Annotated in this window: 28 protein-coding genes; 18 read left to right on the top strand and 10 right to left on the bottom strand. The window is 60.2% G+C overall.

Going from position 1 to position 24,531, the window contains the following annotated elements; translation table 11 throughout:
* The first annotated feature begins 185 nt into the window (after positions 1–185).
* The 3 genes from BLV61_RS31385 to BLV61_RS29510 all read left to right on the top strand — a co-directional run bounded on the left by BLV61_RS31385 (position 186) and on the right by BLV61_RS29510 (position 2,792).
* Positions 186–362, top strand: a complete 177-nt coding sequence (locus BLV61_RS31385; RefSeq protein WP_167361822.1) for a DUF6026 family protein — start codon at positions 186–188, stop codon at positions 360–362.
* 201 nt (positions 363–563) lie between these two features.
* Positions 564–2,300: a phosphoethanolamine transferase CptA gene (locus BLV61_RS29515; RefSeq protein ID WP_090469449.1), complete on the top strand. Its 1,737-nt coding sequence runs from the start codon at positions 564–566 to the stop codon at positions 2,298–2,300.
* A 276-nt stretch (positions 2,301–2,576) separates the two neighbouring features.
* Positions 2,577–2,792, top strand: coding sequence for a hypothetical protein (locus BLV61_RS29510; RefSeq protein WP_047528535.1), 216 nt, complete (start codon positions 2,577–2,579; stop codon positions 2,790–2,792).
* Positions 2,793–2,886: 94 nt separating this feature from the next.
* Here BLV61_RS29510 and BLV61_RS29505 read toward each other — a convergent pair whose 3' ends face one another.
* The 3 genes from BLV61_RS29505 to zapE form a co-directional block, all read right to left on the bottom strand.
* Positions 2,887–3,378: a GNAT family N-acetyltransferase gene (locus BLV61_RS29505; RefSeq protein ID WP_090469446.1), complete on the bottom strand. Its 492-nt coding sequence runs from the start codon at positions 3,376–3,378 to the stop codon at positions 2,887–2,889.
* A 96-nt stretch (positions 3,379–3,474) separates the two neighbouring features.
* Positions 3,475–4,056 carry a DinB family protein gene (locus BLV61_RS29500; protein WP_090469443.1) on the bottom strand — a complete coding sequence of 194 codons (582 nt, stop codon included), beginning with the start codon at positions 4,054–4,056 and terminating at the stop codon, positions 3,475–3,477.
* An 18-nt stretch (positions 4,057–4,074) separates the two neighbouring features.
* Positions 4,075–5,193, bottom strand: a complete 1,119-nt coding sequence (gene zapE / locus BLV61_RS29495; protein WP_090469439.1) for a cell division protein ZapE — start codon at positions 5,191–5,193, stop codon at positions 4,075–4,077.
* 155 nt (positions 5,194–5,348) lie between these two features.
* Between zapE and BLV61_RS29490 the strand changes: the two genes are divergently transcribed.
* Positions 5,349–6,401, top strand: coding sequence for an aldo/keto reductase (locus BLV61_RS29490; protein ID WP_047528529.1), 1,053 nt, complete (start codon positions 5,349–5,351; stop codon positions 6,399–6,401).
* Between the two features lie 177 nt (positions 6,402–6,578).
* On the opposite strand, the gene speB is transcribed toward BLV61_RS29490, so the two are convergent.
* Positions 6,579–7,538 carry an agmatinase gene (speB, locus tag BLV61_RS29485; protein ID WP_090469436.1) on the bottom strand — a complete coding sequence of 320 codons (960 nt, stop codon included), beginning with the start codon at positions 7,536–7,538 and terminating at the stop codon, positions 6,579–6,581.
* Between the two features lie 13 nt (positions 7,539–7,551).
* Positions 7,552–8,643, bottom strand: coding sequence for a polyamine ABC transporter substrate-binding protein (locus BLV61_RS29480; RefSeq protein ID WP_090469433.1), 1,092 nt, complete (start codon positions 8,641–8,643; stop codon positions 7,552–7,554).
* 101 nt (positions 8,644–8,744) lie between these two features.
* On the opposite strand from BLV61_RS29480, the gene BLV61_RS29475 reads away from it, so the two are divergent.
* The 4 genes from BLV61_RS29475 (at position 8,745) to BLV61_RS29460 (ending at position 12,433) form a co-directional block, all read left to right on the top strand.
* Positions 8,745–9,638 (top strand): LysR family transcriptional regulator, encoded by an 894-nt coding sequence (locus tag BLV61_RS29475; protein ID WP_090469430.1) that lies wholly within the window; start codon positions 8,745–8,747, stop codon positions 9,636–9,638.
* Between the two features lie 216 nt (positions 9,639–9,854).
* Positions 9,855–11,327, top strand: a complete 1,473-nt coding sequence (locus tag BLV61_RS29470) for a nucleobase:cation symporter-2 family protein (protein WP_047528525.1) — start codon at positions 9,855–9,857, stop codon at positions 11,325–11,327.
* Between the two features lie 59 nt (positions 11,328–11,386).
* A complete protein-coding gene (locus tag BLV61_RS29465) occupies positions 11,387–11,860 on the top strand; it encodes an LEA/WHy family protein (RefSeq protein ID WP_047528523.1) in 474 nt (157 codons plus the stop codon).
* A gap of 27 nt (positions 11,861–11,887) precedes the next feature.
* A complete protein-coding gene (locus BLV61_RS29460) occupies positions 11,888–12,433 on the top strand; it encodes a GNAT family N-acetyltransferase (RefSeq protein ID WP_090469427.1) in 546 nt (181 codons plus the stop codon).
* Positions 12,434–12,580: 147 nt separating this feature from the next.
* Here BLV61_RS29460 and BLV61_RS29455 read toward each other — a convergent pair whose 3' ends face one another.
* Entirely contained in the window at positions 12,581–13,504 is a 924-nt protein-coding gene (locus BLV61_RS29455) for a carbon-nitrogen hydrolase family protein (RefSeq protein ID WP_090469424.1), read from the bottom strand.
* An 84-nt stretch (positions 13,505–13,588) separates the two neighbouring features.
* Here BLV61_RS29455 and BLV61_RS29450 point away from each other — a divergent pair, with 84 nt between their 5' ends.
* A complete protein-coding gene (locus BLV61_RS29450) occupies positions 13,589–14,497 on the top strand; it encodes a LysR family transcriptional regulator (protein WP_090469421.1) in 909 nt (302 codons plus the stop codon).
* Between the two features lie 3 nt (positions 14,498–14,500).
* On the opposite strand, the gene BLV61_RS29445 is transcribed toward BLV61_RS29450, so the two are convergent.
* A complete protein-coding gene (locus tag BLV61_RS29445) occupies positions 14,501–14,755 on the bottom strand; it encodes a hypothetical protein (protein WP_047528516.1) in 255 nt (84 codons plus the stop codon).
* Between the two features lie 163 nt (positions 14,756–14,918).
* On the opposite strand from BLV61_RS29445, the gene BLV61_RS29440 reads away from it, so the two are divergent.
* A complete protein-coding gene (locus BLV61_RS29440) occupies positions 14,919–15,236 on the top strand; it encodes an ElaB/YgaM/YqjD family protein (RefSeq protein WP_090469417.1) in 318 nt (105 codons plus the stop codon).
* 147 nt (positions 15,237–15,383) lie between these two features.
* On the opposite strand, the gene BLV61_RS29435 is transcribed toward BLV61_RS29440, so the two are convergent.
* Positions 15,384–16,424, bottom strand: coding sequence for an Ldh family oxidoreductase (locus tag BLV61_RS29435; RefSeq protein ID WP_047528513.1), 1,041 nt, complete (start codon positions 16,422–16,424; stop codon positions 15,384–15,386).
* A 107-nt stretch (positions 16,425–16,531) separates the two neighbouring features.
* Positions 16,532–16,666 (bottom strand): hypothetical protein, encoded by a 135-nt coding sequence (locus tag BLV61_RS31925; RefSeq protein ID WP_269082043.1) that lies wholly within the window; start codon positions 16,664–16,666, stop codon positions 16,532–16,534.
* A 230-nt stretch (positions 16,667–16,896) separates the two neighbouring features.
* Between BLV61_RS31925 and BLV61_RS29430 the strand changes: the two genes are divergently transcribed.
* Positions 16,897–17,901, top strand: a complete 1,005-nt coding sequence (locus BLV61_RS29430; protein WP_090469414.1) for a FecR family protein — start codon at positions 16,897–16,899, stop codon at positions 17,899–17,901.
* 247 nt (positions 17,902–18,148) lie between these two features.
* Complete coding sequence (locus tag BLV61_RS29425; protein WP_047528510.1) at positions 18,149–18,520, top strand: fe2+ zn2+ uptake regulation protein; 372 nt, start codon at positions 18,149–18,151, stop codon at positions 18,518–18,520.
* A 20-nt stretch (positions 18,521–18,540) separates the two neighbouring features.
* Here BLV61_RS29425 and BLV61_RS29420 read toward each other — a convergent pair whose 3' ends face one another.
* The gene (locus BLV61_RS29420; RefSeq protein ID WP_047528508.1) at positions 18,541–18,729 is read right to left on the bottom strand and encodes a hypothetical protein; all 189 of its coding nucleotides are present in this window, start codon (positions 18,727–18,729) and stop codon (positions 18,541–18,543) included.
* A 169-nt stretch (positions 18,730–18,898) separates the two neighbouring features.
* Between BLV61_RS29420 and BLV61_RS31380 the strand changes: the two genes are divergently transcribed.
* The 6 genes from BLV61_RS31380 to glgA all read left to right on the top strand — a co-directional run bounded on the left by BLV61_RS31380 (position 18,899) and on the right by glgA (position 24,524).
* On the top strand, positions 18,899–19,039 hold the full coding sequence (locus BLV61_RS31380; protein ID WP_167361821.1) for a hypothetical protein: 141 nt from the start codon (positions 18,899–18,901) through the stop codon (positions 19,037–19,039).
* A gap of 383 nt (positions 19,040–19,422) precedes the next feature.
* Positions 19,423–19,869: a DUF411 domain-containing protein gene (locus BLV61_RS29415; RefSeq protein ID WP_047528507.1), complete on the top strand. Its 447-nt coding sequence runs from the start codon at positions 19,423–19,425 to the stop codon at positions 19,867–19,869.
* Positions 19,869–20,303: a YqaA family protein gene (locus BLV61_RS29410; RefSeq protein WP_047538517.1), complete on the top strand. Its 435-nt coding sequence runs from the start codon at positions 19,869–19,871 to the stop codon at positions 20,301–20,303. Before BLV61_RS29415 ends, BLV61_RS29410 begins: the two co-directional genes overlap by 1 nt.
* An 83-nt stretch (positions 20,304–20,386) precedes the next feature.
* The gene (locus tag BLV61_RS29405) at positions 20,387–21,412 is read left to right on the top strand and encodes an alpha/beta fold hydrolase (RefSeq protein WP_090469411.1); all 1,026 of its coding nucleotides are present in this window, start codon (positions 20,387–20,389) and stop codon (positions 21,410–21,412) included.
* Positions 21,413–21,425: 13 nt separating this feature from the next.
* A complete protein-coding gene (locus tag BLV61_RS29400) occupies positions 21,426–22,379 on the top strand; it encodes a D-2-hydroxyacid dehydrogenase family protein (protein ID WP_047528490.1) in 954 nt (317 codons plus the stop codon).
* Between the two features lie 558 nt (positions 22,380–22,937).
* Positions 22,938–24,524 carry a glycogen synthase GlgA gene (gene glgA, locus BLV61_RS29395; protein WP_090469408.1) on the top strand — a complete coding sequence of 529 codons (1,587 nt, stop codon included), beginning with the start codon at positions 22,938–22,940 and terminating at the stop codon, positions 24,522–24,524.
* Positions 24,525–24,531: the final 7 nt, after the last annotated feature.

The raw sequence follows: 24,531 nt of genomic DNA, 5'->3' as shown, positions 1-24,531 counted from the left end.
GAAGTTTCCGGGCATTGTGCCCGATCCAGATTGATAACGTCGGGAATCGTGCCGAAGACACAACGACCGCAAAAAATAAAAAAGTTCCCTTCTGGAGCGAAAGAAATCAAAATCGGCGCCGATAGTAGATCAGACGCTGATGTGGGCGGATCTACAGTTGAGACACGCCATTTGCGAGGTGAGCAATGGGCACAGTACACACCGCACTGCCAGCACAAACCCTTTATGTCACTGTCCGTCGCGATGAATTGCGCCAGTTGAAAGACGAACGCGATCAGTTGAAACACGAGTTGGCGCAATTGCGCTTGCTGCTCCAGGGTCAACAGCCCTTGCCCGTGATTCAGGGCGCCCCCCACGCCTGACGCCCTCGCTCGAATCGGAAGCAGCACTGCACTGCTTCCGATGCATGGTAGCCCTTAGCCATTGATGGCAACTCACGAATTTTTCACATTTGCTTGGTAATACTTTGCGCCCTTTAAACGTCGTGGCCACCTCTTGCGTGCGCCTCCCGTCTGTCGCCCGCCCCTCTGACTGACGGTGATGAACTCTGGCTGGAGCGTTGAATGTTTAGGTTTAAGCGCAGCGATGTGGCTGCGAAAGGTTTCGATTGGACCGCCCTTCTCTGGATGTTTCTGTTCTTCTGGTATTTCTCCGGCATCACCCAACTGCTGATCCAGTTGACGGGCACCTCGGGCTTCTCCGGGTTCCGCCAAGCGTTTTTCATGAGTGCCCTCTGGCTTGCGCCAATGCTGCTGTTCCCGAAAAAAACACGCGTCATGGCTGCGGTGATCGGCGTGGTGTTGTGGGCCTGCTCCATGGCGAGCCTGGGTTACTTCTTCATCTATCAGCAGGAATTTTCCCAAAGCGTCATCTTCATCATGTTCGAGTCGAACGTGTCTGAAGCCGGCGAGTACATGACCCAGTACTTCGCCTGGTGGATGGTGCTCGCGTTCCTCGCGCATACCGCGTTTGCCTATTTCCTCTGGACGCGCCTGCGCCCCGTGTACCTGCCCCGTGGCAAGGCATTGGTGGCCGCGACCGCCATCCTGGTGGCAGTGGTCGGTTATCCCCTGATGAAACAGACGGTGCGGGCAGGCAGTTTCGCGCAAGGATTCGACAAATTCGAAAGTCGCATCGAACCTGCTGTGCCGTGGCAGATGGCCGTGGCCTATCACCGTTACCGGGAAACCCTGGCCGGCATGCAGGACATGCTCAAAAGCGCCAGCACGATCCCGCCGCTGCACAATCTCAAGGACGCGATGGCCAACCAGCCCGCGACCCTGGTACTGGTCATCGGCGAATCCACCAACCGTCAGCGCATGAGCCTGTACGGCTATCCGCGGGAAACCACGCCGGAACTGGACAAGCTCAAGGATCAACTGGCGGTTTTCGACAACGTCATCACACCGCGCCCGTACACGATCGAGGCGCTACAACAGGTGCTGACCTTTGCCGACGAAGAACATCCTGACTTGTACCTGTCGACACCATCGCTGGTCAGCATGATGAAACAGGCGGGCTACAAAACCTTCTGGATCACCAACCAGCAGACCATGACCAAGCGCAACACCATGCTCACGACCTTCTCCGAGCAGGCCGACGAGCAGGTGTACCTGAACAACAACCGCAACCAGAATGCCGCCCAATACGACGGCGACGTGATCGAGCCATTCAACAAGGCCCTGGCCGACGCGGCGCCGCGCAAGTTGATTGTGGTGCACTTGCTGGGCACGCACATGAGCTACCAGTACCGTTATCCTGCGTCCTTCGACAAGTTCAAGGACCGTAACGGCGTACCGTCGGGCGTGCGCGACGATCAGGTGCCCACCTACAACAGCTATGACAACGCGGTGCTGTACAACGACTTCGTGGTGTCGAGCCTGATCAAGGATTACGCCAAATCTGATCCGAACGGCTTCCTGCTGTACCTCTCCGATCATGGTGAAGACGTTTTCGATTCCGTTGGCCATGGCACGCTGGGGCGCAACGAAAACAAGCCGACAGCACCGATGTACACCATTCCGTTCATGGCATGGGCCTCGCCGAAATGGCGCGAAACCCATGACTGGAGTTTTGCCGGCGATCTGGGGCGCCCTTACAGCAGCTCGCAACTGATCCACACCTGGGCCGACCTGGCCGGTCTGAGTTTCGATGAACTGGATCGGAGCAAGAGCCTGGTCAGCGACAGCTTCAAGCCACGGCCCTTGCTGATCGGCAATCCGTACGAGCGCCAACAGCGGCCATTGATCGACTTCAGCCTGATGAAACCCAAGGCAGCGTCAGCCGTCGTTCAGCAGTAAACCTTTTCAGGGGCCGGTTCCGGCCCCTTTTTCTTGGGCGCGCGCAAGGCCGAGCTGGCCAAGGCGTACCACCTGCCCGGCAATTGGCGGGCACTGACGGGCCGGCCCCCGATAAATCGACGGCACTCAGCCTGGACTGGAAACTGGACTTGAAATTCCAGATCTCGCCAATTCCCTTTTAATGGAATCGGCGGATAATCGGGATTCGACTACGATTCATTGATTCATTGATTCATGGACGAATGGCATCCGACAGCTATTAGTGGGAGGCACACCATGAAACGTATTACGTTGACCCTCGCCGTCCTGATGACACTTGGCTCCACCTGCGCCTTTGCCGAAGGCGGAGCCGAACGCATGCGGTACTACTACGAAACCCTGCGATACAACCAACAACTGGCGTTGGGCAACGCCACGCAAAGTCAGACGACGCCGATGCGGGTTCCGGACGATCAAACCGCGCAGGTGACCGAGTCCTACAGACCGAAATGATTGTTACACCTCTGACTGTCCTGCTCTTCAGTCAGAGTCGATCATTGGGCGTCCTGATGGGCGCCCCTTTTTTGCCATGATCTGAGCACCTTGATCAAAGCGCCTTGATCCAGAACATCATGCGCCCGTGCGCCGGATCGAACTCGCCCGGGGCAAAGCCGAACTTGCCATACGACGCCTGGGCCACCGCATTGCCCTCCAGCACCTCCAGGGTGATTTTGCAGCAGCCACGCTGGCGGGCGATCTCCTCGACCTTCTGCAACATCCGCTGGCTCAGTCCCAATCCGCGAAACTTCGGCACCACCGCCACATCGTGAATATTGACCAACGGCCGACAGGCAAAGGTCGAGAAACCTTCGAAGCAGTTGACCAGCCCGGCCGGCTCGCCGCCGACAAAGGCCAGCACGCTGAAGGCATGGGGACGCTTGGCCAGCTCGCCCGGCAGGTGTTCCAGCACACTGGCAGGCAAGGAGTGACCGCCCCCCATCGGGTCTTCAGCATAACTGTTCAACACCAGACAGATCGCTTCGGCATGCACCGGATTGGTATAGCTGGCTTGCAGTACTAGTATTTCCGCGGAATCCATTTCCATCCTCGTTTGCAGTAGCCCCAGCGCGTTGTTCGCGCTGGAAGGCTGGGTGAAGATATCGTGGGCGCTGCTGCAAATCAAAGGATCGCAGGCTCAATGCCCCCAAATCAAAGCCTCGGTCCAGCCCAATTCGGCAAAATCCCCGGCCCGCAGATGCGATTCGCCGACACAGAAAAACTCATCCAGCTGTGGCGGCTTGACTGAAGTAGCGCTGAGCATCCCGTGGACCTGACCGCGATGGTGAATCTGGTGCTCGAACAGGTGCGACAACAGGCGCAGGCGACTCTCGTACTGTGGCGTGTCCCGGGCGATGGTCACGGTCCTGCTCAGGTCCGCATCGCGCATTTGCTCGCAGTAGGCGATCAAGCGTCGATCGACATGGGATTGCTCACGCCTGAGGTCGGCGGCCAGGGTGTGCGGCTCGTCGTCCTTGAAAAAAACGTAGCAGTCGGGGTGCGGCTCATCGCCGCGCAATTCGCGCTCAAGGGCATCCACATAAAACCAGTCACAGGTCAGGATATGGTTGAGGGTCGCGCGGAGACTGGGAAAGAAACTGGTGCGCGGCGCCGCCAGCTCATCCTGGCTCAACTGGCACCAGGCCTTGGCCAGTCGATGGTTGGCCCAAGCGTTCTGGTAGGCCATGGTCAGCAAATGGTGTGACAGCGGTTGATTCATCTTCACGCCTCCTGATTGTCACGCCTCGGCGAAGCGTTGCAGCTGCATCTCCTGCAGGCGACTGAGGGTGCGGCGGAACGGGAACTCCAGATAGCCCTGGGTGTAGAGCGAGTCCATGGGCACCTGCGCTTCGAGGTACAGCGGCACCTTGCGGTCGTAGCACTCGTCCACCAGGGCGATGAACCGGCGCACGCCATCATCATGCACCGACAACTGCGGCAACTCGCGATCGCCGGCCACCACTCGCTCGACCCCATCCTCAGTGCCACGGGCTATGCGCCCTTCGCGTTTTTGAGCGCTGAGATTGGGTACATCGCTCAACAGAATAGCGCTGTAGGTGTCACACAGGGCCATGAAATCCATGGCGGAAAACGGCTGCTCACAGAGGTCGGCGTAACGACACCAGACGACGCCCCGGCTGGCCTGGACCACATTGAGCGAGCGGTAGCCAACCTGGATCGGAGCGTTGGAAACCGCCTGACCGACGGTCAACGCCTTGAACACATCGCCAAGGGCACTCGATTGTCCGGGCGTGGCCACCCAATAACGCTGCAAGCCCTGCCCCGGATGCAGGCGATGGTCTTCCCCGCCATCCACCGCAATCACCTGCATGTGCTGCTTGATCGCCGCAATGGCGGGCAGGAAACGGTCGCGATTGAAGCCGTCGGCGTACAACTGGTCGGGCGGCAGGTTGGAGGTGCAGACCACCACCACGCCCTGCTCGAACATGACCTGGAACAAGCGCCCGAGAATGATGGCGTCACCGATGTCATTGACGAACAGTTCGTCGAAGCACAGCACCCGCACCTCGTCGGCCAGCTCCCGAGCCAGTGCCTTCAAGGGGTCGGCAGTGCCGGTCAGTTGAAACGAACGCTGATGCACCCAGCCCATGAAGTGGTGAAAGTGCTGGCGCCGGGCAGGCACCCGCAGGTGTTGGTAAAACTGGTCCATTAACCAGGTTTTACCACGCCCGACCGGGCCCCAGAGGTACACGCCCATGATCGGCGCCCGACCTTCATGCAAGGCTTCGTGGCACTTTTGCAACGCCCAGACGGCATGTTCCTGGGCTTCGTCCTGGACGAAACCCTTTTGTTCTATGGCGTGTTGCCAGGCGCTGAGGGGCGAGTCGACATTCATGCGCGGCAGTATGCCACTCGTCAGCGTTGTCTTCACTGAAATGTCTCAGAGGATTCTGCATCGGGGAAAAGCACCTTGACGAAATATATTATACGAATCATATTTAATAAATGTTGTCTGACATTTAAAAATTGCATCCCTCAGGAGTCTTCCTAATGCATTACAACGTCTTCGGTCGTAAAACAGGCTTGCGGGTATCCGAGCTGGCGTTGGGTGCCGGCAATTTCGGCACCGGTTGGGGCCATGGCGCCGAGCGCGATGAAGCCAAGGGCATTTTCGATGGCTACCTGGAGGCTGGCGGCAATTTCATCGACACCGCCAACGGCTACCAGGCCGGGCAGTCGGAAGCCATGCTCAGCGAATTCATTGCTGCGGAACGCGACCATCTGGTCGTCGCCAGCAAATACACCCTGGGCACGACCCCGGCCGCAGGCATCGCCCACACCGGCAACAACCGCAAGAACATGGTGCGCGCCGTCGAAGAGAGCCTGAAACGGCTGAAAACCGACCACCTTGACCTGTTCTGGGCGCACATGAGTGACGGCATCACGCCCATGGAAGAGATCCTGCGCGGCTTCGACGATCTGGTACGGGCCGGCAAGATCCATTACGCCGGGCTGTCGAATTTCCCGGCATGGCGCATCGCCCGCGCCGACCTGCTGGCTGAAGTGCGCGGGTTCTCGCCCATTGCGGCGATTCAGGTCGAATACAGCCTGGCCGAACGCACGGCGGAGCGCGAGCAACTGCCCATGGCCGAAGCGCTTGGGCTGGCAGCTACCCTGTGGTCACCGCTGGGCGGCGGGTTTCTCACCGGCAAATACCGCACCAACGACGGTGACAACCGCGCCGCGAAACTCGGCATGCTGATTCACGCCGAAAAAAGTCAACGTGAAACCGCCCTGCTCGATGCCTTACTGGCCATCGCCTCGGAACTGGGAGCCAGCCCGACTCACGTGGCCATCGCCTGGCTCATGGAAAAGGCCAAGCGCTCAACCACGGCGCTGATCCCGATCCTGGGCTCGCGTACCCGCGCCCAACTGGATGCAACTTTGGATGCATTGAATGTGCAGCTAAATGCCGAGCATCTGGTGCGACTCGACGAAGTCAGCGATGTGCCGAAGGGCGTGCCCCACGAAACCCTCGCGGGCTCGGCATCGCGGTTCAGCGGGGGCAAGATTCTGGCCCCCGCCATAATCCCCGTGGCCTGACACACCGCCATCGCGAGCAAGCTCGCTCCCGCAGGTTTTTCGGTCGTTCGCCCATTCCGGCTACACCTACCAACCCTGCGGGAGCGTGGCTTGTCGGGTCGCCGCATCGCAGCGATGGCGTCAGCACGTTCAACCTCTACGTCGCCTGACGCACCGCTCCCCAGTCCCGGGGCGCGTTCAGCGGTCGACCTTGTGCCTGGCCGCGTACAAGCACAGCATTTCCATGGCCAGGGTCGCGGCCGCCAGCGAGGTGATGTCGGCGCTGTCATAGGCCGGTGCTACTTCCACCACGTCCATGCCCACCAGGTTGATCCCGCGCAAGCCGCCGAGAATCTCCAGCGCCTGCACCGTACTCAAACCGCCGCACACCGGCGTTCCGGTGCCCGGAGCGAAGGCCGGGTCGAGGCAGTCGATGTCGAACGTCAGGTACACCGGGTGGTCGCCGACCCGCGAGCGGATGGCTTCGACGATCGCGTCCACGCCACGCCGATGCACTTGCCGTGCATCCAGCACTTCAAAGCCCTGGTGATCGTCGTTGGTGGTGCGCAAACCGATCTGCACCGACCGCGAAGGATCGACCAGCCCCTCCTTGGCGGCGTGCCAGAACATGGTGCCATGGTCGATGCGCTTGCCCTCCTCGTCCGGCCAGGTGTCGCTATGGGCGTCGAAGTGAATCAGCGACAGCGCGCCGTGCTTGCGGGCATGGGCCTTGAGCAGCGGATAGGTGATGAAATGATCGCCGCCGAAGGTCAGCATCGCACTGCCGGCATTGAGGATGTGTTCGGCATGGGCTTCGATGCATTCCGGCGTCGACTGCGGCGATCCGTAATCGAAGTCGCAATCGCCAAAGTCAACCACCGCCAGATGATCGAACGGGTCGAAGGTCCACGGCCAGTGGCGTTCCCAGGCGATCCCGGTAGACGCGGCACGGATGCCCCGTGGTCCGAAGCGGGCTCCGGGGCGGTTACTGGTGGCCGTGTCGAACGGCACACCACTGACCACGACGTCGACACCGCGTAAATCGCGACTGTAGCGACGACGCATGAAACTGGTGATACCGGCGTAGGTACTTTCGGCGGCAGTGCCGTAAAGGCTGTCACGGGTGATGGCTTGGTCGTTCTGTGCTGGGACGTCCATTGAAGGTTCCTTGTTATTGGCGGCTACGGAAAGCGGTCCACATACGAGTGCGCTGACGCATGTCCTTGAGGCTCATGCTGCGGTCGGCGTACAGGCGGTCACGAATGTCGGCGGGCGGATAGATGTCCGGATCGGTGCGCACCGCCTCATCCACCAGCGGCGTGGCCGCCTGGTTGGCCGTGGCGAAGAACAGCGTGTTGGTCAATGAGGCGACGGACTCGGGGCGCAACATGAACTCGATGAACTGGCGGGCGGCTTCGGGGTGCGGTGCATCCTTGGGGATCGCCAGGTTGTCTTGCCAGACGAGGGTGCCTTCCTTGGGAATCCGGTAAGCGATTTCGTACGGCTTGTTGGCCTTGCGCGCTTGATCCGCCGCCATGCTGGCATCGCCGTTGTAAGCCAGTGCCAGGCAGATGCCGCCGTTGGCCAGGTCGTTGATCTGCCGCCCGCTGGCGACGTACAGCACCGATGGCTGCAATTGATGCAACAACGCCTGCGCCGCATCCAGCTCATTCTTGTCGGTGCTGTAGGGGTCTTTGCCCAGGTAGTGCAAGGCGAGGCCGATCACTTCCTGCGGCGAATCAATGATCGCAACGCCACAGTCCTTGAGCTGGCTGGCGTATTCCGGTTTGAAGAGCAGATCCAGGCTGTTGAGCGGCACGTTCGGCAGGCGCTTGCGCACGGCTTCGACATTCATTCCCAGCCCCAGGGTGCCCCAGGTGTAGGGCACGCCATATTGATTGCCGGGATCGACCGCGGCGAGTTTCTCCAACAGGTCCGGATCAAGATTCGCGTAGCCCTTGAGGCCTTCATGGGGAATCGCTTTAAGCGCGCCCGCCGCCAGACCACGCGCCAGTACGCTGGACGACGGCACGACCACGTCATAGCCGCTGCCACCGGTGAGCAACTTGGTTTCGAGCACTTCCGGTGCGTCGAAGGTGTCGTAGCGCACATGAATGCCGGTTTCCTGCTCGAAACGTTGCAAGGTTTCGGGGGCAACGTAATCGGCCCAGCTGTAGAGATTGACGACTTTGTCTTCAGCCTGGACCGAGGCGGCCACGGCCAGGAGCAACGCGGGTAAACACAGCTTGAACTTGGGAGCCATGACGAACACCTGTCAAGAGGAAGTGACTGCAGGATGCGTCGTCGGATACATTGGTGAAATATCAAGTTTATTAACCTGACATTATCCAGGAGTAATGTTTGATGCTCGGTCAACTCCACGATCTGGACCTGCAACTGCTGCGCCTTTTCGTCAGCGTGGTGGATTGCGGCGGCTTCAGCGCGGCCCAGGGCGAACTGGGCTTGAGCCAGTCAAGCATCAGCCAGCAAATGGCCAAGCTGGAGACCCGGCTCGGCTATCGCCTGTGCAGTCGTGGCAAGGGCGGATTCAAGATCACGCCCAAGGGCGAACAGTTGCTCTCGGCCACCAAGGCTTTGTTCGAATCCATCGAAGCGTTCCGCCATCAATCCAACGGCGTGGCCGGAAGATTGATCGGCGAGGTGCGCCTGGGCCTGTCCGAAGCGCTGGATCAATCGGTCCTGCAACACGTGGCCGGCGCGATCCGGCGTTTCCGTGAGCGAGACGAATCGGTGCGCATCGAGTTGATCAGCGCGATGCCCGGCGAAATGGAGCGCTTGTTGCTGCAACAGCGACTGGACCTGGCCATCGGCTACTTCTCCCAGGCACAAAGCGCTTTCGACTACCGCGAGCTGTTCAGCGAAACCCAACACCTGTATTGCGCCCCCGGTCATCCGCTGTTCGACAACGACGCGCCGGATGATCAGGCATTGCAGGCCTGCGACCGAGTCGATCACCCCTACCGCTTCCTGCGCAGCGACGAACCGTTCCAGGGCACATTGTGTTCGGCGCGCTCGGAGCAGGTCGAAGGCACCCTCGCCTTTATCCTGTCCGGCAAGCATGTCGGGTATCTGCCCAGCCACTTCGCCCGAAGCTGGGAAGACAAAGGCTTGCTGCGAGTCGTCCGCCGTGAAGGCATGAGCTTCGATGTAGCGTTTCACCTGGCCCGCCATCGCGCCCTGGTCCCGGGGGATGCGCAGAAGGCGTTCGAAGAGGATTTGCTCGCGGCGTTTGCCTGAAATCCAGCGAATGCCTCTGTGGGAGCCTGCTCGCGATGGAGTTGAGAACACCGCGGGGTGTCTGACTCCCCGCGTTTTCGTTGACGTCCATCGCGAGCAGGTTCGCTCCCACAGGTTGTCCGGGGTTTCGGGGGCTTTGCTCGCCACAAAAGGGGCTTTCTGGCATCCTGCGCCTCCATTTTCTGACCCGGCCCGCCTCCTGGCTTGCACAACCCCATGACTGCTTCTGAAAAACCGCCTGCCCCGCGCCACAACGACCTGATCTATGGCCTCAACGATCGCCCGCATCTGACCGCCACCGTCTTCGCCGCCCTGCAACATGTGCTCGCCAGTTTCGTCGGCATCATCACCCCGACGCTGATCATGGGCAGCGCCCTGGGCCTGCAAAGCGAAATCCCTTACCTGATCAGCATGGCCCTGTTCGTCTCGGGCCTGGGCACCTTCGTTCAGGCGCGGCGATTCGGGCCGGTAGGTTCCGGCCTGCTGTGCCTGCAAGGCACCAGTTTTTCGTTCATCAGCGTCATCCTCAGCGCCGGCTTCATGGTCAAGGCCCGAGGGGGCGGCACCGATGAAATTCTCTCGACGATTTTCGGCGTGTGCTTTTTCGCCGCGTTCATCGAAGTGGTGTTGAGCCAGTTCATCGGCAAACTGCGCATGCTGATCACCCCGGTGGTGACCGGCACGATCATCACGCTCATGGGGCTGTCGCTGATCAAGGTCGCCATGACCGACATCGCCGGCGGTTTCGGCGCCAGCGACCTGGGTGCAGCCAGCCACCTGGGCCTGGCCGCGCTGGTGCTCGGGACGATCGTGGTGCTGAACCGGGTTGATGTGCCGTTCCTGCGTCTTGGCGCCATTGTCATTGGCCTGACCCTGGGCTACGGGGTCGCCTGGCTGTTGGGCCACGTCGACTTCGCCAGCCTGCCCGCCGTGCCGCTGATGAGCGTGCCGGTGCCGTTCAAATACGGGTTTTCGTTCGATTGGGTGGCGTTCGTGCCGGTGGCGGTGATTTTCCTGGTGTCGCCACTGGAAGCGGCGGGTGATCTGACGGCCAACTCGATGATTTCCCGGCAGCCGGTCAAAGGCCCGGTGTATATCCGCCGCATCAAGTCCGGGCTGTTGGCCGACGGCCTCAACTCGGCCATGGCGGCGGTGTTCAACAGCATGCCGATGGTGACCTTCGCGCAGAACAACGGCGTGATTCAGCTCACCGGCGTGGCCAGCCGTTACGTGGCGTTTTTCATTGCCGGCCTGTTGGTGCTGCTGGGGTTGTTCCCGATGATCGGCGCGGTGCTGCAACTGATGCCCAAACCGGTGCTGGGCGGTGCCGAGCTGGTGATGTTCGGCACGGTGGCGGTGGCCGGTATCAAGATCCTCGCCGAAGCCGGACTGCACCGGCGCAACATGCTGATCGTGGCGATTTCCCTGGGCATGGGCCTCGGCGTGGCGGCAGTGCCACAAGTCCTGCGTGAACTGCCCCAGGCCCTGCACAACATTTTCGAGTCGCCCATCACCGTCGGCGCGCTGTGCGCTATCGTTCTGAATATCTTCCTGCCTGAAGAGTTCATCGAGCTGGAAGAGGACGAGTTCGACCCCGAGGCCTCGGTACTGCAAGTGATGCAGAATCCCGATGTCCCGCCCCGGGGTGAACCCCAAACGCCTGCGGGTGTCGCACAGTTGAACCGCTAGATCGCGCTCAAGGGCTGAGTCGCTGGTGGTTCAGCCCTTTTCTCCACGAGAGCACGTCAATGCGCAGTGTCCAAGCGGTCCTTCTTTCCCTCCTGATGCTCTGCCTGAGCGCCTGTAGCTCGTTCCCCAACAGCGATCCGCTGAACGTCAACGTCGTCGGCATCCAGCCGCTGCAAGGCCAGGATATGGAAGTTCGTTTCGCCGTGAAGATCCGCGTGCAGAACCCCAATGGCACCAACGTCAACTACAACGGCGTGGCACTGGACCTGGAAATCAACGGTCAACCATTCGCCTCCGGGGTCAGCGATCAGTCCGGTTCAATTTCGCGCTATTCCGAGACCGTGTTGACCGTGCCGGTCAGCGTGTCGGCCTTCTCGGTGCTGCGGCAGACCATTGGGTTGAGCCAGGTACAAACCCTGAACAATCTGCCTTACGTGCTGCGCGGCAAGCTGGCCGGTGGCCTGTTCGGCACCACGCGTTTCGTGGACAGTGGCAAACTCAGCCTGCCGGGGCCGATGACCGGCAGCCGGTAAGCACGATTTCAAGGAGCGAAAAAGAACATGGAAACCACCCCCACGCTTTCCACAGAGCGCCTGATTCTGCGTCCGCTGGAACTGGCCGATGCCGAAGCCATCCAGCAACAATTCCCGCACTGGGAAGTGGTGCGCTACCTGAACGTCTTGGTGCCATGGCCCTATCCCGCCGATGGAGCGTTCATTTACTTGCGAAACATCGCCCTGCCGGCAATTGCCCGGGGCGAGGAATGGCATTGGTCGATCCGTTTGAAGTCGGTCCCCGGGCAATTGATCGGCAATATCAGCCTGATGAATGAACAGGACAACAACCGCGGATTCTGGCTTGGACCGCAATGGCAAGGTCAGGGACTAATGACCGAAGCGACTGAGGCGGTGACCCGGTACTGGTTTGAAACCCTGGGTCGTGACGTGTTGCGCGTGCCCAAAGCGGCGCCGAATATTGCTTCGCGCAAACTTTCCGAGCGTACCGGCATGCGCCTCATCCACACCGAGGTGGGCGATTTTGTGGGCGGACGATTTCCGAAAGATGTCTGGGAAATCACCCGCACCGAGTGGCTCGAGCAACGCTGACTCATCATTTCCTCGGCGAATGAACACCGACACTTGTAACTCCGCCACTCAAATGTAGGAGCGAGCTTGCTTGCGATAGCGTTGGAACAGTCAACAAACGTGCTGGATGCGCCTCCGTGATCGCGAGCAAGCTCGCTCCCGCAGGTGTCATGCGCTGAATTTCACACCGGGTTTGGCCCGTTCATCCACCGTCAACTCGAATACATCCGGACGCGCATAGTGGCCCACCACGTCGTAGTCGTAACGGGCGCGGACCAGATCATCGGTGTCGATTTCAGCCGTGAGCAAACCTGGCCCGTCACGTAACGGTCCGGCCAGAATGTCGCCCATGGGACCGACGATCACGCTGCCACCGGCAATCAGCGGTCGCTGCGCCGGCCAGTTGGCGATGTCGACGCCCAGGGCTTGCGGCGAATCCTGGACCTGACAGGCGCTGACCACAAAGCAGCGGCCCTCATGGGCAATATGCCGCATGCTAACCTGCCACATCTCCCGTTCGTCCACGGTCGGCGCGCACCATACTTCAATGCCTTTGGCGTACATCGCGGTTCGCAGCAGCGGCATCATGTTTTCCCAGCACACCACCGCCCCAATCCGCCCGACCTGGCTGTCGATCACCGGCAGGGTCGAACCATCGCCCTTGCCCCAGATCAGGCGCTCGGTGCCGGTGGGCATCAGCTTGCGGTGCTTGGCGACCAACCCGGCCTGCGGGTCGAAGTACAGCGCGGTGCAGTACAAGGTGCTGCCGGCACTCTCGATCACACCGATGACCAGATTGGCGTTAGTGCGCGCCGACAACCCGGCCAGCGCGTCCGTTTCCACACCGGGTACATCAATGGCGTTGGCGAAATAGCGGGCGAAGGCTTCGCGGCCCTCGGGCAACCTGTAGCCCAATTGCGTGCCAAAGCCCTCACCTTTCGGATAACCGCCCAGCAAGGCTTCGGGCATCACCACCAGCGCAGCGGCGGATTCGATGATTGCGTTTTCATACGACAGGATCTGTTCCAGGGTTTCGCCCTTGCCACCGGGCAAGGCGCCAATTTGCAGGGCGGCAACAATTGATTTGGGCATCGCGGTCACTCCATTCACATCAGGTGTTGCTGATTCTCCGGCCTCACGCAATCATGAATAAAGCCCCATTCACTGCTGAATGATATGAATAAAATGAATATCACCGACGTCGACCTCAACTTGCTCAAAGTCTTCGAAGCCCTGCATGAGGAGTCCAGCGCCAGTCGCGCCGCCCTGCGCCTGGGCGTCACGCAATCGGCAGTCAGTGCGGCGTTGCGCCGGCTGCGCGAGGTGTATGGCGATCCGCTTTTCGTGCGCACCGGTCGTGGCCTCGCGCCAACGCTCAAAGCCAATCAATTGAAACCGGTGGTCAGCGATGCGCTGAACAAATGCCGGCAGAGCCTGGCCATGGTCGACCCGACGGCCAACCATTACGACGGGCGCGCCGTGACGGTGGGCATGTCCGATGATTTCGAGATTGCCTACGGCCGACGGTTGATCGAGGAAATTGCCCGCAGCGCAGCAAAACTGCGCCTGATCTTTCGCCAGACCCACAGCCAGATCGTCGCGCAGGCGCTTATGGACCGCAGCATCGATCTGGCGATTACCGCCGGCGGGTTTGCCGAACGCTTGCTCAGTCGTCAGGTGCTGGGTGAAGGAAGCTACCTGTGCCTGGTCGATCCACTCAGCCTGGTCGAGGGCCAGCAGCACATCAGCCTTGAGGAGTTCGTCGCCCGCGAACACATTCTGGTGTCGTCGGGTGGATTCATCGGGATCACCGACGAAGGCCTGGCAGCGGTCGGTTTGAGTCGGCGGGTCTGTGCCTCGACCACGCATTTTGCGGCATTGCCGCATCTGCTCAAGGGCAGTCAGGCGGTGGCGACCATCCCGGCCCACGCTGCCCGAAGCATCGCGGCGCTCACAGGGCTGGCGCTGCTGCCCTGCCCCTTGGCGCTACCGCGCTACCCGATCGAACTGGGCTGGCGTACCAGCACCCAGCTCGATCCGGTGGTGCTGAAAGTGCGTGAAGCGATCGTCGCGAGTTTTGCCTAGGCGTTACTTATTGGCCGCCATCAGGCGATTGACTTCACTGCGCACCATGTTCGAGAACTCCGGCGGCGACATGCCATCCAGTTCGGCGCGGACCCACTCGGCCCATTTGCCTTTGCGTTTGGCGCGCTCGCCAAACAACCGTGCGGCTTCGCCCTTGGCTTTGCCCAGGTTGGTTTGCCAGAGTTCGAACAGACGTGATTTCTCATCTTCAAGCGCAGCGCGCTCGGCAAGGGGTTTGTCGGCCAGATTGAAGCTCATGGGAATTTCCTGCTGCGTAAAATAGGCGACATCTTACACTGTAGGATGAATCGTCCTGCGCCGGATTTTTGCAGGATCAAGTCCGTGGGAAAAGTCGCTGCAACTTTTTCAATCGCGGCGCACTCCATTGTTCACTGTCCACTTACCTGCAAGGAGTCCTTAAATGGCCCGGAAAACCGCCGCACAAGTCGCCGAAGAACAAATCAAGGATCAGGCATTCAGTGAGTTATCGGCGCTGATAGAAGAGTCGGAGAAGCTGCTGAAAAGCAGTGCCTCCCTGGTGGGAGAGGAAGCCGAGACGCTCCGCGGGCAGATTGCCCAGAAACTCCAGCTGGCCCGGGACTCGGTCACCAGTGTGCGTGATCGGGCCAAACCTGCGGTCGACGCCACCGAAACCTACATTGGCGGCCATCCATGGCAAACCGTTGCGGTTTCTGCCGGGTTTGGCCTGGTGGTCGGGTTGCTGCTGGCCCGCCGCTGAATTCCGGTCACCCTTGAACCTGTAGGAGCGGCCTTGCTCGCGATGGCGGCGGCACATTCAACATCGATGTGCCTGCTCTACCGCTATCGTCGGAACGCCGCCCGGAGCAAGCTCGCTCCTACATTGATCGGGGGTGTTAATCCAGGATCAAAGCCCCGCCAGTTTCCGCAGATTGGCCAGTGTCTGCTCATCCAGGGCAATACCCGCCGTCGCCGATTTCGCGCGTTGCTGATGACGCCGATCACCCGGCAAGCGCTTCAAACCCACCCCGTGCATCTGCCGCACCAACTCCTGGCTGCGCTCGGCGAAGCTCTGGCCCGCCGCCTTGGAAGGATCGATCACGATCAGCAATTGCCCGGTCCATGGGGTCTTGGCGCCGGGATGGTTGTTCCAGTCGAACTCGAAAGAAAAATTGCCTCCGGTCAGGGCCGCCGCCAACAACTCCACCATCATCGACAGCGCCGAGCCCTTGTGCCCGCCGAACGGCAGCAACGCGCCACCTTCGAGGATCGCCTTCGGATCCTGGGTCGGCTGACCAAGGCTGTCCACGCCCATGCCGGGTGGCAACCGCTCACCCTTGCGCGCGGCAATCTGCACGTCACCATGGGCAATGGCACTGGTGGCCAGGTCAAAGACAATCGGATCACCGTCGGCCCGCGGCGCCGCAAAGGCGATCGGGTTGGTGCCAAACAACGGTCGGTCGGCGCCATGCGGGACGACGCACGTCATGCTGTTGACCACACTGAGCGCTACCAGCCCCTCATAAGCGAACGGCTCGACGTCCGGCCACAACGCGCCGAAATGGTGGGAATTGCGGATCGCCAGTACCGCGATGCCGGCACTGCGGGCTTTTTCCACCAGCAAGGCCCGTGCGGCGGCGAGGGCCGGTTGCGCGAAGCCGTTGTCGGCGTCGACTCGGACAAACCCCGAAGCCACATCCTCGACCACCGGTACGGCCTTGCCGTTTACCCAACCGCTCTGCAGCGTCGAGACGTATCCCGGCATCCGGAACACCCCATGACTGTGCGCGCCGTCGCGCTCGGCGCCCGCGCAGTTTTCAGCCAGCACCCGAGCGACCTCGGCCGAGGTGCCATGACGCTGGAATATCTTCTCAAGCAACGCTGTCAGCTCATCGAGGGACAGGTTTTGCGAGACAACAGTAGACACTTGATCGTGTGGCGCAGACATCTGAAGCTCCAGACTAATTTTTGGAGGGGGCAACAGCGTATATAGACCGCCGATTAACAACGCGGGGCGAGCGACCTGTCAACTTTTAGATGAGGCCGTGGCATCCATCACCCGATCACAATGGCCAGTGCCAGTAGCCGATCGTCCTCGGTGGCACTGTTGAGGCGCTGTTCAAGTTGGCTTTTCAGCGTGACAAGACTGTCGAACTTCTTGATGCCGTCGTAAGGGGTGTAAAGGATCAACCCGTTGTCATCCCGTTGCCCGGCACGTCCGCCCCACAGACCTGAGTGACACGAACAGGCGCAGCCGCGCGGGGCTGCGCATGATTTTTTGCTGCGATGATGGGCACGGCCTGGCACCGCCAGGTTTCCGTGTCTTGCCGAAAAACAAGCGTCCTTTGATGGGTAATTGCCATGACTGATGTTCTCGCCGACTGGCTCAAGGTTAGAATGCGGGAAATCAGGATGAGTCAATGACCGACAACGCTCTCTCGCCAGCCGAATACGATGCCATCACCGATGCGGCAGCGCACTGGTGCATGCGTTTGCACGCCGATGACTGCACCGCGCAGGAACGTCTGGCGTTCGAGCGGTGGCGAGATGCCCACCCGCTCCATGCGTTCGAGTACCAGGCGATGCTGGAAATCTGGGATGTCGCCGGGGATTTGCCCCGTCCCGAACCTGTCGTCGCACCGATGGTTCAAGCCAAACCCCGGACACCCTGGCGTACCTTAGGCATCGCCGCGTCGGTGTGTGCCCTGGCACTGCCGCTGGCGGCCTACAGCGGTTGGAACCTCGGCTGGTTGCCGAATTCGTACCAGCACTTCGAGGCCACCGATTCTGTTCGTCAGGTCACCCTGCAGGATGGCAGTCAGGTCGAGCTGAACCTGGGCAGCGAGCTGACGTACAGCCACTACAAGGATCAGCGTCGGGTCACCTTGAAAAAAGGCGAAGCTTTCTTCAGCGTCACCCATGACACCACCCACCCGTTCGTGGTCAAGGCCGGCGAAGGCAAGATCCGCGTTACCGGAACCCGATTCAATGTCTGGATGTACGAAGACCAGGTAAAAGTGAACCTGATCGAAGGTTCGGTGCTGGTCAGCAGCCACGATGACGCGTCCGGCGATGGCTTGCGACTCCGCCCTGCGATGCAGGCGAGCTATCAACAGGGTGATCGCGTCCCTCGCATCAGTCAGACTGACGACCACGACAATTCGCTGGCCTGGCGTAGCGGCAAACTGGTCCTCGATGACCTGGCGCTGAGCGATGCGCTGCCATTGATCAACCGCTACCTGAAACAACCGCTGATGATCGCTGATCACGGCACCGGTGCGATCCGTATCGGCGGGGTCTACAACATCAAGGAGCTCGACACCCTGGTGGCGACCCTGCCCAAGGTGCTGCCGGTCTACCTGACCCGCAACAAGGACGGCAACCCGGTCCTCAACTCCACTCCGCAACAATCGCCGAAAAGCTGAAGGCCCCACCCTGCCGGGTGCGGCCCTCGGTTCTGCGTACTGACACGCACAGCGCATCCACTGCGCAACGAAACAAACGACGAAAATCCAGGCCATTGGCGGGTAATGCTGCGGGGCTCACGGGTTGCTGACGCAATGACGACGAAATTTCTACATTCGAGTCTTCATCATTTGCGTGGCTCATACGTCCAGTCAGGTACGAGCGCACACGTGTTTTCCTGATGAGCCTCGCAACAGGAGTTTTGCCATGTACAACTCGCAACTGCCGACGGACGGTAGCCATGCGCCAATCAGCACCGCCATCGGGAGCGATACCTTTGACCCGCCTGCCGAACGCCACGGCAATGAGCGGATCAGGTTACTGCTCAAGAGCTTCGGCCTGCGAACCAGTCTGATTCGCCTGAAAGTCATCGACGCCTTGCTGAGGGCCGCCGAACAAGACCGCAGCCTGGGCGTGCGTGGCGTGCACACTCAATTGCTGGAACTGGATATTCCGCTGTCCTTCCTGAGTGTGCGCGAAGTGCTCAAACGCCTGTGCAGTGAAGGCGTGATTGTCCTCAATCCGGACAAAAGCTACAGCCTGCACCCGAAGGCCGCCGCTGTCCTGCAACAGGCATGATCAAACCCTGGGCCTATTGCTCAGGGCTTGACCTTGCGGCGCATCACGCCATTGATGACCACCACAATCACCGCCACGCCAATGGCGATGTACTGAAACAGCTTTTCGCTGATGACCCCTGTGCTCTGCAAATACGAAAGGCCAAACATGATTCCCAGCACCACCAGGGAAATCAGAATCGAGTATTTCAAACGTTGCGACTGGGTCATTGCCATTTCCTGAATGTAAACCTGAACCTGAAAAATGTATCCGCTTTGTATCCGAATGCATGCCAAGACCCTACTGTCTTTCGGGGATGAGTGGCTGCAAACGGGGTCTCATGTTACAGCCGATGAAGAGTTTTAGCTTTATCTCGGCGATAACCATGAGGATTTTCAAATGTTGCGTCGAATCACCCTGCTGATTCCCCTGCTGGCTCTATTGTCCCTGAGTGGCTGCATCGTGTTCCCCCACGGTGGCTGGCACGACCATGACCGTCACTACGATCACGGTGGACCGGGTTACTACCAGCGTCGATAACACCCGTCATTCATCAGACGGCGCTTCATTCAGTCAGCGAACTGACAAACAGGTTTTCTTAGTGGAGTCTTGATCCGGAAAAATAATGGCCTGGCCCGTTCGATTGCCTGAGCGGGCCAGCACTGTTCGAATTCAGGCTGTCGTTCGACGTTCTTGCCAGGTCTAAGCGCCGGGTCGCCGCTCTCGACATCGGTTTCAGGCTCTGCATCCCCCTCTACGAGGTACCTGACAGTTTTGTAATGTCCGCCTCATCGGCATGTCAGACGGGATCTACGAGGCTAGAGCTGAGCAACTCTGTATCAATTAGAAACAATCCTTGAATGCCCGAAAGGATATTTTGGTCAGAATGCTTTCCTTTGCCCGCAAGACGAGACCCATTTTCCATGCGAAACCCTCTGCGTCTGGCTGCCTTGAGCGCCCTGTTGATCTCCTCCCTGGCCCAGGCCGCCGACCTGATCCCTATCGAAGTCCATCGCGACGCCAATTGCGGTTGCTGCAAAAAATGGATCAGCCACCTGGAGGCCAACGGCTTCAAGGTCGAGGACCATGTCGAAAGCAACATGAGCGAATTCAAGCAACAGCACGGCGTGCCACCGCGTCTGGCGTCGTGCCATACCGGTTTGATAAACGGCAAATTCGTCGAAGGTCACGTACCGGCCGATCAGGTATTGGCCCTGAGCAAGCGTGACGATCTGCTGGGTGTTGCCGCGCCCGGCATGCCCATGGGCTCGCCAGGCATGGAGATGGATGGCATGAGCGATGCGTATCAAGTTATCGGCCTGAAAAAGGACGGCACCGATGTGGTGGTGGCGGACTACCCGGCCCATTGATTTTCGGCGCTTACATGGGGCTGTTCCTGGCCGCCTTCGGTGCCGCGACGCTGCTGCCCTTGCAGTCCGAAGCGGTCCTGGTGGGGCTGCTGCTCAGCGACCGGTATGGGCTGTGGTCGCTGCTGGCAGTGGCGACCCTGGGCAATGTCCTCGGCTCCCTGCTGAATTGGTGGTTGGGCCGCGCCATCGAACGTTTTCGCGAGCGGCGCTGGTTTCCGGTCAGTCCTCGGCATCTGGAACGGGCCCGTCATCATTACCAGCGTTACGGTCATTGGTCGCTGCTGCTGAGCTGGTTGCCGGTGATCGGCGACCCGCTGACCCTGGTGGCCGGCGTCATGCGTGAGCCATTGGGGCGTTTCCTGCTGATCGTAACGCTCGCCAAGGGCGCCCGTTATGGGGTGCTGGCCCTGATCACCCTGGGCTGGATGGATTGAACCCACCGCGACGGCGATTGCCTGATTAATGTCGCCCTAATCCAGCCGATCCAGCATCGGCGGATTTCCCATGGAGTTCCCCCATGTCACCCACCCTCTCCCGCTGGTTGCCCGGTCTGCTGCTGAGCGCTGCGCTGCCGGTCAGCGCCTACGCCGAGGGTCCGGCGTATGGTCCTGAGCTGCAAGGGTTCGACTACCCCTACACGGTCAAGCATTTCGAGTTTGAGTCCCAGGGCCAATCCCTGCAAATGGGCTACATGGATGTCGCCGCCCATGGCAAGGCCAATGGCCGCAGCGTCGTGCTGATGCATGGCAAGAATTTCTGTGGTGCGACCTGGGACACCTCGATCAAAGCCCTGAGTGACGCCGGTTATCGGGTCATTGCCCCGGACCAGATCGGTTTCTGCACCTCCAGCAAACCCGAGCGCTATCAGTACAGCTTCCAGCAACTGGCGAGTAACACCCAGCAACTGCTCAAAGCCCTTGGTATCCAGAAGGCCAGCCTGCTCGGCCACTCCACCGGCGGCATGCTCGCCACCCGCTACGCGCTGCAATACCCCGAACAAGTCGAGCAACTGGCGCTGGTTAACCCCATCGGCCTGGAAGACTGGAAGGCCCTCGGCGTTCCCTGGCGCTCCGTTGACCAATGGTACGAGCGCGAACTCAAGCTCAGCGCCGACGGTATCCGCACCTATGAACGCAACACCTATTACGCCGGGCGCTGGAAGCCCGAGTTCGACCGCTGGGTGGACATGCTGGCCGGCCTGAACAAAGGCCCGGGCCATGCGCAAGTCGCGTGGAATTCGGCGCTGATCTACGACATGATCTTCAGCCAGCCGGTGTACTACGAGTTCCAGAACCTGAAGATGCCTACCCTGCTGCTGATCGGCACGTCCGACACCACCGCCATCGGCAGCGACATCGCGGCTCCCGAGGTCAAGGCAAAAATCGGCCACTACGACGTGCTCGGCAAGCAAGTGGCACAACGGATTACGCAATCGACATTGATTGAGTTCCCGGGCCTGGGCCACGCACCGCAGATGGAAGAACCGGAAAAATTCCATCAGGCGCTGCTCGCCTGGCTAAACAAAACCAACCCCGTGCGTTGATGAGGTAAGGCAGATGACGGTGCAGATTGCAGTAATTGACGATTGGCAGGACGTGGCCCGCAACGTGGTCGACTGGTCAGTGCTCGAAGGCATCGGCCCAGTGAGTTTCATTCATCAATACCCGGCGGACGGCGCCACGATGGCGGCTCGCTTGAGTGAGTTTGATGTGATCTGCGTGATGCGCGAGCGCACGCGCTTTGATGAGGCGCTGCTTCGCCAGTTACCCAAACTCAAGTTGCTGGTCACCGGTGGCATGCGCAATTTCGCCCTCGACCTCAAAGCCGCCGGCACCCTGGGCATCCAGGTGTGCGGTACCGACAGCTACAAGCACGCTGCCCCGGAACTGACCTGGGCGCTGATCATGGCCGCCACCCGCAACCTCGTGGCTGAAGCCAACGCCCTGCGTGCCGGTGTATGGCAGCAAGGTCTGGGCGGCGACCTGCACGGCAAGACCCTGGCGATTCTCGGCCTGGGCAGCATCGGCCAGCGTGTCGCGCAGTTCGGGCAGGTGTTTGGCATGCGCGTCATCGCCTGGAGTGAGAACCTCACCGCCGAACGGGCCGAGCAAGTGGGTGTGAGCTATGTCAGCAAACAGGAGCTGTTCGAACAGGCCGATGTGTTGTCGGTGCATCTGGTGCTCAGCGAGCGCTCCAGAGGCCTGGTGGACGCCGAGGCACTGGGCTGGATGAAACCCACGGCGCTGCTGGTCAATACGGCGCGAGGGCCAATTGTCGATGAGGCTGCCTTGATCAAGGCCTTGCAGAAACGTCAGCTGGCAGGCGCGGCGCTGGATGTGTTCGACATCGAGCCGTTGCCCCCTCTGCACCCCTTCAGGACCCTGGACAATGTCCTGGCCACACCCCATGTCGGGTATGTCAGCCAACAGAATTACCAGCTGTTCTTTTCACAGATGATCGAAGACATTCAGGCCTGGTCCGCCGGTACGCCCATTCGCTTGCTGGTCTGAGTACAAGCCCGCTCCCACAGGTTTCGTTCACACCGCGAATCTCTGTGGGAGCGAGCTTGCTCGCGAAGAGGCCAGATCAAACACCACGCCGCCAACTCCTGCACCGCAATGGTGCGCCCCAACTGTTTGCCCACGCACACCGATGTGACAGTTCTGCTTCTTTTTCAGCCGTTTTAACAAAAAAAACTGCACTTCGTCGGTGCGTTTGCCCCGCAATCCGGCACGTCCGTACCTCGTTAAACCGATTGTCGAACAATTTTGCCATCTGAGCTTCACCGCTCTAAGTTCTGGCCTAGACTCACGTTCGCGGGGAAAAACCGGTCGGTCACAAAGTGGAAAAAAAGTCGAAACTTTTGCCTTGGGTGATCGGTCGACTGAAAGGCAGGTGCGTTACGACTGGTGCAATCTTTGCAACGGCTCCTCCACCCATTCTGCTTCAGCGCATTTGGGCAGCACTTGCTCATCGATGTGTAGCGCTTTTGCGCCCGGCCACAGGAATTGGCCATGAAATGCCGTTTGCCAGACCTAAGAATTAGATCAACAACACGGGAGATGCATATGATCAGTGCGGCTTTAGATATTCAGGGAGAGCGTGCTCATCAACAGGTCGGTGAATCGAGCGCCGTGAGCGCCCACAGCGCCCAATCGATTAGTGTGCCCGTCACCAAGGTGCTGACACCGGTTGCCAGTCAGAACCCGAACAAGAAAAAAGTACTGTTTGTGACCTCCGAGATCGCCGATCTGGTGAAAACCGGGGGCCTGGGCGACGTTTCCGCGGCATTGCCCCGCGCGATGTCGCATTTGCACGACGTGCGGGTGCTGATTCCCGGCTACCCGCAGGTGCTGCACAGTGAAAATCCGATTCATATCATCGGTGAGCTCGGGGGCCATGCCGCCTTGCCACCTTGCAAGATCGGGCGCATGGACATGCCCGACGGCCTGGTCATTTATGTGTTGATCTGCCCCGAGCTGTACGAACGCGAAGGTTCGCCTTATGGCGCCAACAACGGTCGCGACTGGCCGGACAACCACATTCGCTTCGCCCGCCTGGGCCTGGCGGCCGCCGATATCGCCGCCAACCTGGCACAAATTCACTGGTGCCCGGACCTGGTGCATGCCCACGACTGGCCGGCCGGCCTGGCGCCCGCCTATATGCACTGGCGCGGGCAACGCACGCCAACCCTGTTCACCATCCACAACCTGGCGTATCAGGGCGTAACCAGCCTCGGCTCCTGCCCGGAACTGGGCATTCCCCACCACGCGCTGCAACAGGAAGGCATGGAGTTCTACGGCAAAATGTCGTTCCTCAAGGCCGGCATGGCCTATTCGAGCCACATCACCACCGTCAGCGCGACCTACGCCCAGGAAATCACCACGCCAGCCTTCGGCTGCGGCCTCGACGGCTTCCTCGCCGCCAAGACCCAGCAAGGCCTGCTCAGCGGCATTCCCAACGGCATCGATGAAAGCTGGGATGCGGCCACCGATACCCACCTGTTCCGCCCTTTCAGCATTGGCGATTGGGAAGGCAAAGCGGTCAACGCCGCCCACGTACGCGAACTGTTTGGCCTGGAAGACTCCGAAGGCCCGCTGTTCGCCGTAGTCTCGCGACTGGTCTACCAGAAAGGCCTGGACCTGACCGAAGCGGTCTCCGAATACATTGTCAAATCCGGTGGCCAGATTGCGATCATCGGCCGGGGCGAACCGGAAGAAGAGCAAGCCATGCGCGAGCTGGCGTTGCGCTTCCCCGGGCAAATCGGCGTACGCATCGGCTTCAACGAGACTGACGCCCGACGCATGTTCGCCGGCAGCGACTTCCTGTTGATGCCTTCGCGTTACGAGCCTTGCGGCTTGAGCCAGATGTACGCCCAGCGTTTCGGTTCGTTGCCGGTGGCGCGCAACACCGGCGGCCTGGCCGACACCATTGAAAACGGTGTGACCGGTTTCCTGTTCGATGAATCGACGGCGGAGAGTTATCAGCAAGCCCTGAGCCGTGCCTTCAAGGTGTTCGCATTCCCCGATCTGCTGCATGCCATGCGTTGCCGGGCCATGGCGGCCCCGTTCAACTGGTGCAAGGCCGTCGAACCCTACGCCGAACTCTACGAACAACTGGTGGCCAAGGCTCTGGGGAAATCGCACAAACAATAAAGAGGCT

The sequence above is a fragment of the Pseudomonas mohnii genome (genome assembly GCF_900105115.1).
GTDB classification, from domain to species: Bacteria; Pseudomonadota; Gammaproteobacteria; order Pseudomonadales; family Pseudomonadaceae; genus Aquipseudomonas; species Aquipseudomonas mohnii.
The sequence above is the reverse complement of the archived record's forward strand: the minus strand, read 5'-3'. Positions and strand labels throughout refer to the sequence as shown.

Excerpts from the sequence above, each read along its gene's own strand:
- glgA (WP_090469408.1), top strand. The coding sequence starts at position 22,938 with ATGATCAGTGCGGCTTTAGATATTCAGGGAGAGCGTGCTCATCAACAG.
- speB (WP_090469436.1), bottom strand. The coding sequence starts at position 7,538 with ATGGACGTCCCAGCACAGAACGACCAAGCCATCACCCGTGACAGCCTT.
- BLV61_RS29480 (WP_090469433.1), bottom strand. The coding sequence starts at position 8,643 with ATGGCTCCCAAGTTCAAGCTGTGTTTACCCGCGTTGCTCCTGGCCGTG.
- BLV61_RS31380 (WP_167361821.1), top strand. The coding sequence starts at position 18,899 with ATGTTGCGTCGAATCACCCTGCTGATTCCCCTGCTGGCTCTATTGTCC.
- BLV61_RS29515 (WP_090469449.1), top strand. The coding sequence starts at position 564 with ATGTTTAGGTTTAAGCGCAGCGATGTGGCTGCGAAAGGTTTCGATTGG.
- BLV61_RS29445 (WP_047528516.1), bottom strand. The coding sequence starts at position 14,755 with ATGAGCTTCAATCTGGCCGACAAACCCCTTGCCGAGCGCGCTGCGCTT.
- BLV61_RS29425 (WP_047528510.1), top strand. The coding sequence starts at position 18,149 with ATGTACAACTCGCAACTGCCGACGGACGGTAGCCATGCGCCAATCAGC.
- BLV61_RS29430 (WP_090469414.1), top strand. The coding sequence starts at position 16,897 with ATGACCGACAACGCTCTCTCGCCAGCCGAATACGATGCCATCACCGAT.
- BLV61_RS29490 (WP_047528529.1), top strand. The coding sequence starts at position 5,349 with ATGCATTACAACGTCTTCGGTCGTAAAACAGGCTTGCGGGTATCCGAG.
- BLV61_RS29470 (WP_047528525.1), top strand. The coding sequence starts at position 9,855 with ATGACTGCTTCTGAAAAACCGCCTGCCCCGCGCCACAACGACCTGATC.
- BLV61_RS29460 (WP_090469427.1), top strand. The coding sequence starts at position 11,888 with ATGGAAACCACCCCCACGCTTTCCACAGAGCGCCTGATTCTGCGTCCG.
- BLV61_RS29475 (WP_090469430.1), top strand. The coding sequence starts at position 8,745 with ATGCTCGGTCAACTCCACGATCTGGACCTGCAACTGCTGCGCCTTTTC.
- BLV61_RS29455 (WP_090469424.1), bottom strand. The coding sequence starts at position 13,504 with ATGCCCAAATCAATTGTTGCCGCCCTGCAAATTGGCGCCTTGCCCGGT.
- BLV61_RS29420 (WP_047528508.1), bottom strand. The coding sequence starts at position 18,729 with ATGACCCAGTCGCAACGTTTGAAATACTCGATTCTGATTTCCCTGGTG.
- BLV61_RS29450 (WP_090469421.1), top strand. The coding sequence starts at position 13,589 with ATGAATAAAATGAATATCACCGACGTCGACCTCAACTTGCTCAAAGTC.
- BLV61_RS29400 (WP_047528490.1), top strand. The coding sequence starts at position 21,426 with ATGACGGTGCAGATTGCAGTAATTGACGATTGGCAGGACGTGGCCCGC.
- BLV61_RS29415 (WP_047528507.1), top strand. The coding sequence starts at position 19,423 with ATGCGAAACCCTCTGCGTCTGGCTGCCTTGAGCGCCCTGTTGATCTCC.
- BLV61_RS29500 (WP_090469443.1), bottom strand. The coding sequence starts at position 4,056 with ATGAATCAACCGCTGTCACACCATTTGCTGACCATGGCCTACCAGAAC.
- BLV61_RS29465 (WP_047528523.1), top strand. The coding sequence starts at position 11,387 with ATGCGCAGTGTCCAAGCGGTCCTTCTTTCCCTCCTGATGCTCTGCCTG.
- BLV61_RS29510 (WP_047528535.1), top strand. The coding sequence starts at position 2,577 with ATGAAACGTATTACGTTGACCCTCGCCGTCCTGATGACACTTGGCTCC.
- BLV61_RS29440 (WP_090469417.1), top strand. The coding sequence starts at position 14,919 with ATGGCCCGGAAAACCGCCGCACAAGTCGCCGAAGAACAAATCAAGGAT.
- BLV61_RS29435 (WP_047528513.1), bottom strand. The coding sequence starts at position 16,424 with ATGTCTGCGCCACACGATCAAGTGTCTACTGTTGTCTCGCAAAACCTG.
- zapE (WP_090469439.1), bottom strand. The coding sequence starts at position 5,193 with ATGAATGTCGACTCGCCCCTCAGCGCCTGGCAACACGCCATAGAACAA.
- BLV61_RS31385 (WP_167361822.1), top strand. The coding sequence starts at position 186 with ATGGGCACAGTACACACCGCACTGCCAGCACAAACCCTTTATGTCACT.
- BLV61_RS29405 (WP_090469411.1), top strand. The coding sequence starts at position 20,387 with ATGTCACCCACCCTCTCCCGCTGGTTGCCCGGTCTGCTGCTGAGCGCT.
- BLV61_RS29505 (WP_090469446.1), bottom strand. The coding sequence starts at position 3,378 with ATGGATTCCGCGGAAATACTAGTACTGCAAGCCAGCTATACCAATCCG.